Source organism: Mesorhizobium sp. WSM3873 (assembly GCF_001672445.1).
Lineage (GTDB): Bacteria > Pseudomonadota > Alphaproteobacteria > Rhizobiales > Rhizobiaceae > Mesorhizobium.
This window is the reverse complement of sequence record NZ_LYTM01000001.1, coordinates 150,254-165,194: the sequence shown is the minus strand read 5'-3', so window position 1 is coordinate 165,194 and position 14,941 is coordinate 150,254. Positions and strand designations below refer to the sequence as shown.

The window sequence follows — 14,941 nt, the reverse complement described above, 5'->3', positions numbered from 1 at the left end:
GCCGCAGGTGGTGGTGGTGGTGCCGGAGGCAGCGGCGGTGGAAGCACCGGAGGCGGCGGAGGCAACTGGGGAGGAGGCTGAAACGATAGAGCCGGTGAGGTTTCGCTCCACACGTACACCATTGCGGCTCAATCGTGGCGCTATGGCAGACTTACTCCAGTTTGCCCTTGCCGCCGTGGCTTGACCCGCTTGCGAAGCAAGGATGAGTCTCGGTCTCCTGCCGGTATCAATAGGTTTTTCCTTGCGCGAGGCATTCCGTGGTCGGAGACGTTGCGTCTGGCAATCCTCATGGTCGCCACGCTCAGCTCCAGCCGTAGCGGTTCATCGTTTCCCGGAAACGTGAAGTCGGTCTTTCTGTTGCTTTGACACAATTCCCGATGACCGCTGCGTACCCTCCTGACATGCTTTAAAAAGCATCGGCCGATTGCTGCTGCGCCTCCATCTCCGCCATCTCGATGCCCATCTCGACGAAGGCTGAAAGCACGGTAAACCGGTCCGCGAGCGATACCCGCGCAAGGCCTGCCAGTATCCCCGCGCCGACGGCATGGGCGGTCGGAAATTCGGCTGTCGCCTGATCGATGCCCGAGTCGCCGTCGCGCCAGCCTGCTGCCAAAGCGATCCAGGAAACCGGCGTCGCGGGCGGCACCTCAACGGCCTGGGCCACCGCCTCGCGATGGTCGGGATTGCCGGGTTCGCCGACCCAGTCGCCGACGAGCGCAAGCAATTCGAGGTCCGTGTCGCCGAGGAGCTCGGCAAGGTTGCTTAGGCACTCATGCGCCCACCAGATCGCGGGCCGCTCGGGCAGCAGATAGGCGCAGAAGGTGATTGCTTCCTCCGGCACGCGCCCGGCGAGCAGCGCCCGGCAAAACTCGATCGAGGGCTGGTCTGTCGGGACCGCTTTCATGTCCCGGGCAATGGCCGGGCAAGCGTTGAAGAGATCCCGCGCCGTCCTGAACCGGAGCCCCCTCGCCATGGCTGCCACGCCCTTATTAGGAATAGAGATACTGAAGCCCCGGCGGAGGCGCTGGTCAAGCATTAGCTTAGCAAATGACGAGCGCTCGCAGCGTGTGTTTGTTCACAGACAACCGGCGCGAGATTTGCTATCGTCCGCCGCAGCGAGATCCGCTCAAACAGGGAGTAACGATCATGCGGTGGGCCAGTTCAGCCTTTGCATTGGCGGCCGTGCTTTTTTCGACGCACGTTTCCGCTGATCCGCTTCAGAAATCCGAAGACATCGTGAAGTTCTTCACCGGCGCGAGCAATCTCGGCGCGACGCGCGGGATTTGCGTCGGCACTGAAGAAGAGTGCAAGAGCAAGAACGAACAGACCGCGGCCCCGACCAAAACCGGGCTCGACATGATGATCAATTTCGCGCTGGATTCGGCCCAGCTCGACCAGACCGCGCGCACCGAGCTCGACGAGTTCGCCAAGGCGCTGAAAGACAACCGGTTGAGTTCGTTCAGCTTCGTTGTCGAAGGCCACACCGATGCTTCGGGTTCGGATCGCTACAATCAGGAGCTGTCGCAGCGCAGGGCGAAATCGGTTGCCGCATTCCTGACCGCGAACGGCGTACAGGCCACCCGGCTCGAAGCTATTGGTCTCGGCAAGTCGCACCCGCGCGTCGCCAATCCCTACGATCCGGTGAACCGCCGGGTCGAGATGCGGATCAGGACGGAATAAGCCGCACGAATCACTCGCGCTGCGAACAGCGATCGACGGTAGCGCGACAGAGCCTCAGAGGGTCGCCTGGATCGAGCTTATCAGGGCCGTGACGGCCTGCTTGTATTTCTCGAACTCCGGCGATGTCTGTCGGACCTGGGTTCTGGTCGTCTGCTGGTTCTGATCGGACGACGCCAAGCGGGTCACCTTCTGACCCATTTTCCGCTCGGCCCAGTCGACGACGTAGCTGGTGGTCTTGCCGGTAAGGAAAGGGTTGGCCTGGATCACGGCGGAGCCGAGCACTGCGCTCAATTGCGCCGAGCCGGGCGCCGCCAGCACCTGGGCAGCACCCTCCATGCCCAGGAAATGGCAGAGATAGAGCCGCCCGGCGGTGATCTGGTGGCCGCGGGCGCGAAGATAAGCTTCGCCCTCGCGCGCCAGATTGCGCACCATCTCGCGCGACAGCGTGGCATCGTAGCGGAGCGCGAGCAGGTCGGCGGTCGACAGCGAGCGGGCGAGATCGGGCCGATAGGTGTTCATCATCCGGATCCAGGTCTTGGTGATGAACTGACCGGCACCGGTCGCCGAGGAGAGCGGGTTCTTGGCTCGCGCTTTGCCGCCGCTTTCGACATGGACGATGCGGTCGGTCAGCGTCTCGACGGCAGCATCGCCGTAGCCGCCGCCGGCGCCGCCGGACGCATAGGTGGCGACCGTGGTGACCGTACCCAGCGGATCGATCGCCTGGCCGCCCTGGTAGAGCTCGAAATGCAGGTGCGGGCCGGTCGAAAGTCCGGTGGTGCCGATATAGCCGATGACGTCGCCGGCCTTCACCTTGGTGCCGACGCCGCTCGCGATGGCGAATTTCTGCATATGCGCGTAGCGCGTCTCGCGCCCGTTGGCATGCGTAATCTTCACCAGATTGCCATAGCTGCCGCCATCGCCCTGGAAGGTGATTTCGCCGTCGAAGGCGGCCATGATCGGCGTGCCGACCGGAGCGGCCCAGTCGACGCCTTTGTGAATGCGAACGGTGCCCAGGATCGGGTGCTTGCGCGGGCCGAACGTCGAGGTCATCACCCCGCTCACCGGCGTGACCATGCCGTTGGTGACGTTGAGCGAGCGAACCTCGTCATTGCCCGTCACGCACGCATACTGGCCATCGCTCTGCTGGAAGACGAAACAGTCGAGCGTCTTCTCCGTGCCCTGAACGCCGACATAGAGGACCCGTCCTGAGATTTCGCCCTGGCCGCGCGGCGTCTGCGAGTAGATCAGCACCAGCCGCTGGTCCTCGCTGGCGAAGGCGTCGAGATCCTGTCCTCGCGACAGATACATGATGGCCTCTCCGATCACGCTGGTCGGAACCTTGTTGCGCGCGGCCGTCGAATATATCGCATCGAGCAGGCGATATTGGCGCTTGGGCCCGCCTTCGTCGGATGCGCCTGAATAGTTGAAAAGGTCCTCCCGCACCCACGGGTCGACGCCCGACACGAACGCGCCCGCTCCATTGCGCGTCAGCGTGCCGACATAGACATTCCTGGCGTAGATCGAGACCTGCATAAGCGACATGGTGGTGGTCTCGCGGTTCGGCCTGAATCCGCGCATCGCCACGACAAAGCCCGCCCCCAGCCCGTCACGGTTGAACAGCGTCTTCAGCGCTTCGCCCGCCAGCTTCGCGTCGTCGGCGGAGAAATGCGCATCGGCAACGACGCTGTCCAGGCTGCGGTCGTTGAGGATTTTTACGAATGTGTCCTCGGTCGCCTCGAAGCGCTGGTATTCGCTGCTGACGGTCGCAACGGTCGTGTTGTTCTCGATCTGGGTCTTCTTGAAAGCGGGAAGGGCGGCCTCGCCCTGGTCGACGGTCTCGCCCCAGCCCGCTTCCGGATCATCGGCATCCGCCTTGGGCGCTGAACTGGCAGGAGCTTCGCTCTCGTCGGGTGCGGCCTGAAGGTCGTTCTCAAGATCGCCTTGCTGGTCGTCGGCTGCGCCCGGAGCGAGGGGGGCCGCTTGCCGATCCTGCGGCGCCGTTGCAGGAGATTTCGGCGCGGTCTGCCGCTGCGCCTGGAAGAAGGCGAAATCCTCCTGCGTCGAGGGGATCGTCGTCATGAATTTTTCGCTGGCGCTCAACATTGCATCGGACAGGATTTCGATCTGCGGCGAGGCGCCGGAACTGTCGAGCTCGGCCGGGCTCGCGACGGTCTTGCCCTTGGCCGTGTCGGCATCGGGCGCGAGCGTGATCCACATCGGATCGCCGGCGAGGTCGATGATGGCCGGCACATAAACCGAAGCGTCGGGCGGCACGTCATCCATCCCCTCGACCGGATGCAGTTCCTCGTCCTCGTCGCCGAAGGACCAGTAATCGCGTGTGAGGTAGAAACCCGTGGCTACCGAGACGAGGACGAGTGCCGCAACGCCGGAAAGAATCCAGCGCCACAGCTTGCGCCGCCGCTCGGCAAGGCGCGCCTGCTTCTTCAGTTTGAAGCTCGTGTCGATGCTGTGCGTCACGGGCCGTTCCCGCTCAGGAAATAGGTCCAGCGCACCTGCTCCTGCGTGTCGACCTCGACAAAGCGCGCCGCGATATGGCCGCGCTGCCAGCATTCGTCGATGCCGCGGATCGAGAAGCGGCGCCGGTCGATGCACATCTCGATCGATCCGGTGAGGATCGCATGGCCGAAGACGTCCGTGGCGTAGATGTAGATGTAGCGGTTGGTCAGCTCCTCGCGAATGACATTGACGCACTGGTTGGCGCCGATCGTCCACCAACCGTCGGTCTGGTCGGCATCGTCGACCTTCTGTCCGACGGCGAGGTTGACGACGTCGAGCGTCTGGTTGCAGACGGTGAATTCGGCATGTGCCTTGTTGACGGATAGCACGGAGAGCAAAGCCGTGCCGGCAAGCGCAGCAAGCTTCATGCGGCCGATGCGATCAGCAACAGGCCGGATCGGTCCGCGCTCCTTGCGTGACTGGGACAGGGTGGAAGAGAGCAGGCGGCAGAGAACCATCGGCGTCCGCGCTATCCGCCAAGCCGGAAATACTTGGCGGTGGCCGAAAATCCGGAATCGTCCGCCTGGATCTCCCTAAGGATCCGGGGCAGCACTTCCGAGGCGGGGGTCGGGCCCGCGAACATCGCGGCCTGGACGTCCCGTGGCCCGGTGATCACCAGGATGACCTGAGGCAAAGCCTTGCCGGCCGCCTTGTCGTCAGCGGCGAGATCGATGGCGATCTTGAAGGTCGCCCTGTCCGGCTGCGCGACCATGCGGCTGTCGAGGTTGAAGGCGGTGCCATTGTGGTTGATCAGCAAGACGCTGGAGATGAGCCCCCCGCGCGTCACCAGCGTGCCGCTGATCGGTGATCCGTCGGGCACCGATGTCCGGTCGAGCATGAGCTGCGGTCGTTCAGCCTCGCTTCGGTCGAGAAGGTGCAGGAAGGTGGGTACGCCGCATTGTGATGGGGTAATCAGGCGCACGCTGATGTCCGGCTCGACGTTGAACCTGGACTGGAACGCGCCGAGCAGTTGCTCGAAAGGCTGCACGGCCGTTCCGAATCCCTCGATCGCCGCGGATGTGCCCGTTGCCGATGTCAGGGTCGCGTAGAAGCAATTGCCGCCGCTGAAGTCACGCACCCAAGAGGCGCGCTGAGCCAACGCGTCGGTTTTGTTTGCCGGCGGCGGAACCTGGGGCTTTGGCAGATTGATTGCGACGTCGGTATTTTGAGATGGCTTGTTGGCCGGCGGTGGCTGCGGCAGTGGTGCCGGTTGTGTGGTCGAGACTTTCGGCCTTGCCGGCTGAGTAGCCGCTTCGGGCGCTGCCGGCTGGCGCGCAGTCGAAGCCGGCGCCTGATTTTGGTTTTCCGTAACTTGCGGCGCCGGCGTCTTCGATTTCGACAATTTGGACAGAGCGTCGACGAGGTCAGATGCGCTGGGTTTCGTCGCAGGCGGTTTTGCTTCGGGCGCCGGAGTGGCTTCCGCTGTCGGGCTCGACGGCTTTTGGTTTTCCGCTGCCTTTGGCAGGGGTGCCGGCAGGTTCTCGACCGACGGCTGTGCCGGTTCGGCCTCCGCCGGCTGCGAGGCTTTCGCCTGGTTGTTTTTGGCCAGGCTCTCTGAAGGGGCAGGCGGTGTCGGCTCGGATTTCTGTCCGGTCTCTACTTGCGCCTGTTTCTGGGCGGTCTTGTCCTGCGGTTGCGGCGCAGCCGATAGGGCAGGCTGTGTCGGCTTCTGCTCAGTCTCGGCCTGCTTCTGGACGGGTTGTGTCGTGTCTTGCGGTTGCGGCAGAGCCGGAGCGGCAGGTTTTGCCGGCTCAACGGTGGCTGAGCTGTCCGCCTTCCGTGTTTCCGGCTGCGGTTCGGCCGGCGCTTGCGGCCGAGGTTGCGGTGCCTCTGGCTGAGGCGTCGATGCCTCCGATACCGGCTTGGGTGCTTCCGCGACGGGTTTTGCCGCCGGCTTCGGCGTTAGGGGCCCAGGCTTTTCGACGGCGGGCGGAGTGACCAACGCGCCGCTGAAATAGACGCCGGCCGCCGCCAGGACTGCCAGAACCGCGACGCCGCCCGCTATAGCCGGGATCCGCGAGGGCTTTCGCTCCGCAGGTCGGCTTGAGGCACTGGCCGGAGCCGCCGCCGGCGCCGGCCTCGGTTGCGACAGGTGCGCAGGCCGGACATGCGGAACGAAACGCGGTTCGTCGGAGGCAGCAGAAGCCGGGGGACTGGAGTTTGGCAACGCCGTCCAGCCGGCGCGTGGCAAGCCGGATCGTTCGCGCGGAGCAAACGATCCGGGCGGCGGCAAGGTCGCGTCGAGGTCGTCGTCGCGCGTTGCCCTGGCGATCTCGGCCATGCTGGCGGGCCGGTCTTGAGGATCCGGCTGCAACATCGCTTCGATGAGCTCGCGGAAATCGGGATCGATGTCCGACAAGTCCGGCACGGTGCGGCGCTTCTCGATGACCTCATATTGCGAGCCGCTCATGTCGAGCGGCTTCCCGCGCAGCGCGGCGGCCAGCACCAGGCCGAGGCTGTAGATATCGGATTGCTCGCTGACCTCCCCGCCATAAAGGCCGAGCTGTTCGGGAGAGACGTAATTGTATTTGCCGGCGAATTTCCCGCCGATCAGCGTCTCGCCGCCGACATTCGCCGAGCGCGCGATGCCGAAGTCGATGATCTTGGCGCGCTCGACCCGGCCGCCCGGCAGGATGATGTTGTCGGGCGAAAGGTCGCGGTGGACCGCGCCGGCCTGATGGACGGCGCTCAGGCCCGAGGCGAGGCGATGGCAAAGCCGACGCACGTCCGGCGGTGCCATCGGGCCGCGCCGCATGACATCGAACAGCGACTGGCCGTCGACGAATTCCATAGCCAGGTAGGGGCGGCCGATCCCCGGATCGATGGTGAAGACGTGGTATCGCACCACCGCGTCATGCGACAAATGGTTGAGGATCGAGGCTTCCTTGCGGAACAGCGATAGGATGGTTTGGTCGCGCGCGAACTCGGGCAGCACGATCTTGATCGCGACATGGTCGCCGGTCTGGATATTGTGGCCGCGATAGACTTCGCCCATGCCGCCGGATGCGATGCGCTCGTCAAGCTCGTAAATGCCGCTGAGCTGCGTGCCGACGCCGGTATTTGCGAGGTTCGGCGAAATCCGCGTCCTGTCGTCGTCGCTCATCTGTCAGCCCCTGGACCGATCCGCATCGAGCGGTCCGTTGCGTCCGTCGCCGATCCTGACCAGCACGATGGTGACATTGTCCGTTCCGCCGCGCGCCAGCACCGTCTCCAGCAGCTTCTCGCACGCGGCTTGCGGCGGCGCGGACTTCACCGCCGCTTCGATCTCCGCGTCGCTGACATGCGCGGTGAGCCCGTCGGTGCTCAATACGAAGATATCCCCCGGCATCAGCTCGCCTTGCTGAAAATCGATCTCGAGTTCGTCGCTGACCCCGACGGCGTGGGTGATCACATTGCGGCGCGGCCAGGTGAGCGCTTCCTCCGCGCTGATCATGCCCCGGTCTAGCAGCTCCTGGACTTCGGTATGATCTCTGGAAATCTGCGAGATAGCGCCGCCGCGTACCAGATAGATGCGGCTGTCGCCGGCCCACAGGCCCGCGAACCGCCCCTCCATGGCGAGCAGGGCGGCGAAGGTGGAGCCGATGGTGATGCCGCGCGAACGCGATATGTTGCGGATCTCGGCATTGGCGCGGCTCAGCCGGTCCTCGAAACGGGCGCGAAGGTCCGGCGCCGAGCTCGCAATGCCGATCGTCGCCAGGTGGTCGACGATGCTGGCCGAAGCGACCTCGCCGGCCTCATGGCCGCCCATTCCGTCGGCCACCACCCAAAGGCCGGCTTGTTGCTCGACCAGATAGTTGTCTTCGTTGTGGTCGCGCACACAGCCTTTGTGGCTGACGCCGAAACTCTCAATGGAAAGGGCGACAGTGCTCAATTTGCCACCAAGCGCTTCGCGAGCGTCCTCTGTGACGAACGATGGGCCGCGTGCCCAGGCCAGTTTGCCACAAGCGCATACTTTAGAGTATCGAAATGAAGGCGAGAGACGGTGGTGCTCGGGAACGATCCGATCGACCATGACGGCGCCATCTCAGAATGCCTTCGGACAGCTGAACCCGGACAGCGCCGGGAGCAGGAAGGGATTGGGGCCAGAGCCGCTCTCCATCTTGTAGGCGACGTCGCGTCCGCCGATCACGAAGCGCGCCTCGGCGCCGGCGCCGTTGCTGCTGACGCTCGCCTTGTCCAGCAGGCGCTTCAGAGCCCATGGCCCTTCGAATTTGAGAGCGGACTCGCGGCCGGGCATCTCCGGCGTCAGGCTGAGGCTCGCGGATCCGGAAGCGCCGCCGCCCGGCCATTTCACCGTGCTCGGCGCATTGCCGGCCTGCGTGCTTTGCACCGTCTGCCCATCTACGTTGAGCACCGCGCTATCGACCTCGCTGTTCAGAGAGGAGGGCGTGAAGGTGATCGAGACCGACGGCGCCGAACCGCCGGAGGGGAAGAAGACGCTGCGGATTTCCGCCGCCGCCTGGAACGCCTTCAAGGTCGATTTGGCGAGGTCGCGGCTGGAGCGGGCCTCCTGCTTCCAGGTCCAGTCCTGGCCTGTCATGTCGATCAGCGGCGCCAGGTTCTGCGCAAAGAACCGGTCCATCAGGCCGCCCGGTGCGAACAGCTTGGCGAAATCGGCAAGAGAGATTTCCTCGCTGCCGTCGCCGGCAAAGGGATAGTGGCCGTTGACGGCTTCCTCGCAGGGGCGCGTGACCGTCTCGTCGAGCATCTGGTTGAGGTTGGCTACCGAAGTCTCGGCGACATTGCCTTCGAACTCGTCCGCCGCCGCGTCGACCATGCGCGCGAGCTGCTTGGGCAGGCGCGAGGCATTGGCGCGCATCGTCGAAATCTGCAGCTTCAGGTTCGCGTTGACGCGCTCCGTCTGCGCGGGGACATCCGCTGCCAGCTTCACGCTCTGGTAGATGTCGTGGAAGTTTTGCGTCAGCGCATCGAGCGGGCGGCGACCGCTGGAGCCGCTCACCAGCGCTTGGAACGGCCTGAACTGCGCCTCGACGGTGGCGCCGGCATTCTGCGTGGCGGACGAGCTTGCCCCGGCGCGGCTCTGCGACTTGCCGCCGGCGATCTGCAGACCGATGCGGGCGAGACCCTTGGCCATAACGACCGGGTCCTGCTGCGCCGTTCCGGTGTCGCCTGCGAAGGCGGCGCCGTCTTTTGTCAGGGCGGTTTCATCGGCAATGGCCGTGAACAGCCGGTCCAGCGGCGAGCCCGGCGAGGCGGCGGCCGAGAGCGTGATATATTGCGGCTTGTCCTTCAGCATCGCCTTGAATTTCAATTGGTCGAGCGCGCCGTTCCAGGCGGAGGCGAACTCCTTGCCGTAGCGATCGATGAGTTCGGGGCCGAGCCTGGGCAGGTCCTGATCGATGCCGCCCTGCTCGCCGCCGCCGCCGAGAACCCACTGGTCATCGACCAGCATTTGCGCGATGCGCGAGAGCTGCGGCAGGTAGAAACCGTTGAACCCCGCCTTGGTGTAGAGGCCGGGAACGCCAAGGTCGGCGAGCTCTGCGCCGTCCATGCGTTCGAACAGCAGCTGCGCCTCCGGACCGGCTTTGGCGGCAACGGAAAAATCCTGGAGCCTTGCCGCATAGACCGCCGATCTGATCAGCGCCGACGCGCGGTCGGCAAGGCTCATGCGTCCGAGCGAGCGTTGCGCGGCCTCGACCAGCGGCTGGTTGAGCTCGAACACCGGGTCGTAGGCATCGTCGAGCGCCAGCATGGCGCGCAGATGCTTTTCGAGCTGCGCGCGGCCTTCGCGGTTGTTCTCGCCGGGGTAGCGGTTTTCCTCCCAATCCTGCTTCATCCAGGAGACGATCAACTCGTCGTCGACCTTGGGCGCCTTGCCGCCCAGCATCAGATAGATCTTCAACGGTTCGTAGAGCGCGATCGGGTCGGCCATCTTGGCCTGGATCGTGCGCTCCGCCTGAACCAGCAGACGCGAGCGGAAGCTACGCTCCAGCGCCTGCCGATAGGCGGATTTGGACGCCGACAGAAGCCTCTCCCGCTGGCTGAGCCCGAAACTCTCCTCGATCGGCTTCGTTTGGCCGGCGGTCTCATATCCCGCCGGCAGGTTGCGCAGTTGATCGAGCGGGCCGATGACGTTCTCGAGATCGACATCGGTGACGGTCGTGCTCCTGAGCAGCGAATCCGCGCTGTCGCGATACTGAGCCATCGCCTGTCTCGTGGAGCCGATCAGCGACTTGTTGGCAAAGTAGCTGAGGCCCAGCACACCGAGCGCCGCAAAAGCCGCCAATGCGATTGCGGCGAGGCTGCCAAACCTGGCGAGCCTGGCGCGCCGCTCTGCTGTCCTGTCGAACGAGACCCAGCCGGCCTCGGGGAAGATCACCTTCGCCAGAAGATCATGCAGGAAAAAGCTCTTGCCGGTACCGGAAAGATGCGCCTGCGAAGCGCTGCCGAAATTGCGGCCGATCGCGCCCAGCACCTGGTCGATCGGTGTTCCTTCCTGCGTGCCCGATGAGAAATAGAGGCCACGCAGGCTGACATTGACCTGCGCTCTCGAGGCATCGAACAGGCTGGTGACGAACCGCACGACGCGGGTTCGCAGCGCGGCGAACTGGGCCGGGAAGCCGAAGATCGCGATGCGCGCCACCGGATCGGCCTCGTCCTGCAGGCGGTCGGCGATCTCGTCCGCAAGCTGCTTGGCCAGCGCGTCGAACTCGGCCGAGGTTTCGCCGACCATGTTCCTGTTGCGGTCGGTGGTCTGGAACGTCGCGCCCCAGACCTTGCGTCGGCGGACTTCATCGAAATCGCCGAAATAGTCCATGAAGCCGGCAACGAGGTCCGCCTTGGTGAAGAGCAGGTAGACCGGGAACTGGATCTTCAGCGTCTCGTGCAGCTCCCGCAGCCGGCTTCGTATCTCGGTGACATGCGCATCGAGCTGCTGGTCGTCGAAGCCGATCAGATCGGCGACGCTGATGGCGAGGATCACGCCGTTGATCGGCTGCCGGGTGCGGTACTTCTTGAGCAGTCCAAGGAAGCCGAGCCAGCTCGCCTTGTCGCGCTCGGCATCCGAATCCTGCGTCGTGTAGCGGCCGGCCGTATCGATCAGCACGGCATCCTCGGTGAACCACCAGTCGCAGGACCGCGTGCCGCCGACTCCGGCCAGCGGCTGGGCATTGCCGGAGCCGGCAAGCGGAAATTTCAGCCCCGAATTGACCAGCGCCGTCGTTTTGCCGGCGCCCGGCGGGCCGATGATGATGTACCAGGGGATCTCATAGAGGAAGTTGCGCCTGCCGCTCGACTGCTTCAGGGTCGCGATGGCCTCGCTCATACGCGCTTCGAGCACCCCTGAATCGTCGTTGCGGTCGCCGCTGCGAACGATGCCCGTCTCAATCGCCTTCTGCGCCTTGCGCGCTTGCCAGAAGCGGATGCCGTAGAAGAGCGCGAGCAGCGCGACGGCCACGCCGATGATCGTTGTCCGGAGCCAGACCGGTCCGAGCGGACGTGTATCGGCATACCGGATCAGCGGCCCGGCATACCAGACCGCAGCCGAGAAGCCGGCAAGCGCGAGCAGGCTGAACAGCCGCAGCACCCAGCGCATCAGTGCCGCTCCACGCCGCGCGCGCTCACAACGTCTCCTCCTTCGGGATCATCACGTCGATGCGGCGGTTTCTGGCGCGGCCATCAGCCGTCGCATTGTCGGCGATCGGTTCGTCCTCGCCCTTGCCGTCGACCGCGACCCGCGACGGGTCCTTGAGCTCGTTCGCCACCATCGCCTGGACGGCTTTGGCGCGCGCGACGGAAAGATCGAAGTTCGATTTGAACTGGCTCGACTTTTTCGGCTTCACATTGTCGGTGTGGCCGACGATCCATATCGGTCCGGGCTCGGCATTGAGAGCCGTGGCGATGTCCGCGGCGATGGGCTGGAACTCCGGCTTCAGCTCGGCTTGCCCGGGCGTGAACAAGAGCTGGTTGCTGATTTCGACCACGATGAAGTTGCCCTTCGTGCCGACCGTCAGCCCGCCGCCGGCGATTTCGCTGGCGAGCGCGGCGCGTATGCGGTCGATCTGGGTGACGGTGGGAACGGCAGGAGGCGGCGGGGTGGCTTCCGGCGGAGCGGCTACAGCCGGCTCGGCAACCGGAGCGACGCTCGCGCGCTCGATGGTGACCGGCGTCGAGGGATTGAGCGCCAGCAATTCGCCGGCTGTTGCGTCGCCCTCGTCGGTGATCAGGATCCGTAGCCCGAAGAAGGCCGCCGTGACCAGGGTCGCGGCGGCGGCCGCGACCGCCCATAGCGGCAACCGCGCCCGGGGCTTTGACAGCGCCGCCGCCATGCCTTGCCAATGGGGCGAGATGTCGTCCTCGGCGCGCGGTTGAAAATAGCGGATCGTGTCGTAGACGTCGCGCCGGACGCGTTCGAGCGCGTCCCGTTCGCCGACCCTCCCACGATACTGGCCCTCGAACCCGAGCGACAGGCACGCATGCATCAGTTCGAGCAGGTCGTGATGACCCTCCGGCCGGCCCAGGATATTGTTCAGCGCCTCGTAGAAACCGGCTCCCCCGGTGGGCTTTGTGTGGAAGAACCGCGCCACCAGGCTGTGCCCGATCCAGCCGTCGTCCTTCGGCCAGGGCAGGTTGCCGACCAGATCGTCGGCGGTCTCGCATAGAGCAAATTTAGCAATCCGCGAGTCTTCCTCGGCGATGCCGGCTTTCGCCATCTCCCGCTCGAATGTCTCGATCGCTTCGGCGACGTGCTCTGCCAAAGGGGCCGCCTGCCGCTCGACCGGCATCAGCCGCAACTGGCCGAAGAGCACCAGCAGGGGCGCCGCGGCCGCGAGGATTGGATTTGCCGCGGCGTATTTCACGCCATCCGCGGCGTTGAGCAGGATTTCCTGTTGCAACGCGGGCGCCGCCGCTGCAGCGGCAGCCCCTGGAACCGCGTTTTGAACGACCACGGTTCCGGAGGACCAGCCTGTCGGCATCCGCCGGCCGACGCCGGGGTCGAAAACCGTCGATTCCCTGGCGGGTGTCGCAGCGGGCTCAGCGCCAGTCGACGAGGAACTCGCGGGAGCCGCGGGCGAGCGTTGTCTAGGCCGTGGCGCTCGGATGACGGTCTTGTCCGCCGGCCGGGAGGGATCGTCCTTCGAACTCATCGGCGATCCACCGTCGCGGCGCGGCGAAGATTTCCTTGCCGGGAAATGAGGTCGGCTTCCGGCTTTTCATGCCGAGCTTTGGGGGCGGGCCGGATGGAAAGGCTCATCTCGCCGAAACATGACATTGCTGCACACGCCCCAAGCCACGCCGCCTTGCCCGCCAGGCAAGCTTCCGTACGTTATCCTAACCGTACATGCAGCTGATTGAAATCGGAAAGCAGGATGCTCGAAGCAGCGCTTTCTTCTGTGAGACCCGTCACATAGCCCCCGGGTCCACTACTTCTGCTTGCTGGCCTTGGCATAGGCTTCGCTGAAATAGGCCAGGAAGATGTCGAGCATGCCGTTTTCATGCTTCTCCTCCATCGTCCGCCAGGTGGCGACGAGGGCATCCCACGCCTGGCTCTTCTTGGATGAGAAGGAGGCCGGCGGCAGCTTCCTGGCGATGGCCTCCGGCGACAGGTCGTCAAGCAGCCTGGAAAGCGCTGCCTGCATGGCGGCGTAAGTTGCCAATTCATGCGTCTTGAGGTCCCGGAAGGCGTCCTCGACGCTGTGCGCGGCGTCGAGATAGCCGGTCCGGCGTTTGGCGAACATGATCTCCAGTATGTCGTCGGTGCCGGGAACGAATTTCAGCGGGTTGTTGTTTTCGGCGCCGATCATCGTGCGGTTGGCGCTCTTGGCCAGCACCTTGGCCGCCGCGCGCGCCTTGAGCAGCAGCGACAGTTGCTCGACCGTGATTCTGAGCACGCTGCCGATCTCGGCGGCCACCTCATGCGGATCGCGCGATTGAAGCAGGTCGGGCGAAATGCCGGCCGCCTTCGCGATATCCTGCAGCAGCATATCGGTTCCCGCGGGCTGGCTACCCGGCTTCGCCGGCGCGGGGGGCGGCCGCAGCGCCGAAGATGTCGATGCCGCTCCCGTCCCGGGCCGCTGTTCCGTCCGACTGAAGAAGGGCTCTTTGCCGAGCTCCAGCGGTCTGCCCGTCGATGGCGGCAGCTCGCGTTGCGTCGACGCTGGCCGGGTTCGCGGGTGGCCAGCGGCGGCGCCTTCCTCGTCAATTGATACCGCAACGACATAGCGGCCGATCAGCATCCGATCGCCATGCGCCAGCCGGTGCGGACCGGCCATGCGCTGGCTGGAGCCGTTGACGAAAGTGCCGTTGCGCGAGATGTCGTAGAGCCAGAAGCCGCCCGCCTGGAAGCGGACTTCGCAATGCCGGCCCGAGATGATCTTGTCCGGATCGGAAAGCGTCCAGTCGCAATTCTCGCGCCCGATCTCGAAACTGCGGTCGCGGGCGGCGTAGCTCGCGGCGGCGCCGGATGGCAGCCTGTCGACATTGCTGATCTGGAGCGAGATGAACATCCGGAAGCGTCGCCGAACTTGGTCAACAAATGCTTATTCTTCACGCAACTCCGAACGGAAAATCGCTATGCGGTGTTCCGGGAATTGCCCTGGCATTCTAGCAGCTTGCGAGCGCGGCGGGAGAGGAGCGTTTCACACCGGCGCTTGGCGGGTTTAGCCACAGCTGTTGTTTGGCCGCCACCAAACATGTGCTAGGCTGAAAAAGGTCCAGTGCGGTGGGTGCGAAAAGTTCCCGAACGTGATGCGGTTAACATAGCGGGGGCTTCAATCCATCATAC

The 14,941-nt window shown here is 64.8% G+C and carries 9 protein-coding genes; 1 reads left to right on the top strand and 8 read right to left on the bottom strand.

The annotated features are described in order from the left end of the window. Positions 1-406 precede the first annotated feature (406 nt). Positions 407-973 (bottom strand): hypothetical protein, encoded by a 567-nt coding sequence (locus tag A9K71_RS00700; protein ID WP_082980283.1) that lies wholly within the window; start codon positions 971-973, stop codon positions 407-409. 173 nt (positions 974-1,146) lie between these two features. Here A9K71_RS00700 and A9K71_RS00695 point away from each other — a divergent pair, with 173 nt between their 5' ends. Then, entirely contained in the window at positions 1,147-1,680 is a 534-nt protein-coding gene (locus A9K71_RS00695) for an OmpA family protein (protein ID WP_066989109.1), read from the top strand. A 54-nt stretch (positions 1,681-1,734) separates the two neighbouring features. Here A9K71_RS00695 and A9K71_RS00690 read toward each other — a convergent pair whose 3' ends face one another. The 7 genes from A9K71_RS00690 to tagH form a co-directional block, all read right to left on the bottom strand. Further along, on the bottom strand, positions 1,735-4,158 hold the full coding sequence (locus A9K71_RS00690) for a M23 family metallopeptidase (protein WP_066989107.1): 2,424 nt from the start codon (positions 4,156-4,158) through the stop codon (positions 1,735-1,737). Continuing rightward, positions 4,155-4,565 carry a DUF1036 domain-containing protein gene (locus tag A9K71_RS00685; protein WP_066989410.1) on the bottom strand — a complete coding sequence of 137 codons (411 nt, stop codon included), beginning with the start codon at positions 4,563-4,565 and terminating at the stop codon, positions 4,155-4,157. The genes A9K71_RS00690 and A9K71_RS00685 overlap by 4 nt, the downstream gene beginning before the upstream one ends. Positions 4,566-4,666: 101 nt before the next feature. Further along, positions 4,667-7,300 (bottom strand): serine/threonine-protein kinase, encoded by a 2,634-nt coding sequence (locus A9K71_RS00680; RefSeq protein ID WP_066989104.1) that lies wholly within the window; start codon positions 7,298-7,300, stop codon positions 4,667-4,669. Positions 7,301-7,303: 3 nt separating this feature from the next. Continuing rightward, a complete protein-coding gene (locus A9K71_RS00675) occupies positions 7,304-8,068 on the bottom strand; it encodes a protein phosphatase 2C domain-containing protein (protein WP_066989102.1) in 765 nt (254 codons plus the stop codon). A gap of 153 nt (positions 8,069-8,221) precedes the next feature. Further along, entirely contained in the window at positions 8,222-11,752 is a 3,531-nt protein-coding gene (gene tssM / locus A9K71_RS00670) for a type VI secretion system membrane subunit TssM (RefSeq protein ID WP_197504173.1), read from the bottom strand. 25 nt (positions 11,753-11,777) lie between these two features. Then, positions 11,778-13,052 carry a type VI secretion system protein TssL, long form gene (tssL, locus tag A9K71_RS00665; protein ID WP_348626969.1) on the bottom strand — a complete coding sequence of 425 codons (1,275 nt, stop codon included), beginning with the start codon at positions 13,050-13,052 and terminating at the stop codon, positions 11,778-11,780. Positions 13,053-13,580: 528 nt separating this feature from the next. Continuing rightward, the gene (gene tagH / locus A9K71_RS00660) at positions 13,581-14,663 is read right to left on the bottom strand and encodes a type VI secretion system-associated FHA domain protein TagH (RefSeq protein ID WP_066989095.1); all 1,083 of its coding nucleotides are present in this window, start codon (positions 14,661-14,663) and stop codon (positions 13,581-13,583) included. Positions 14,664-14,941: the final 278 nt, after the last annotated feature.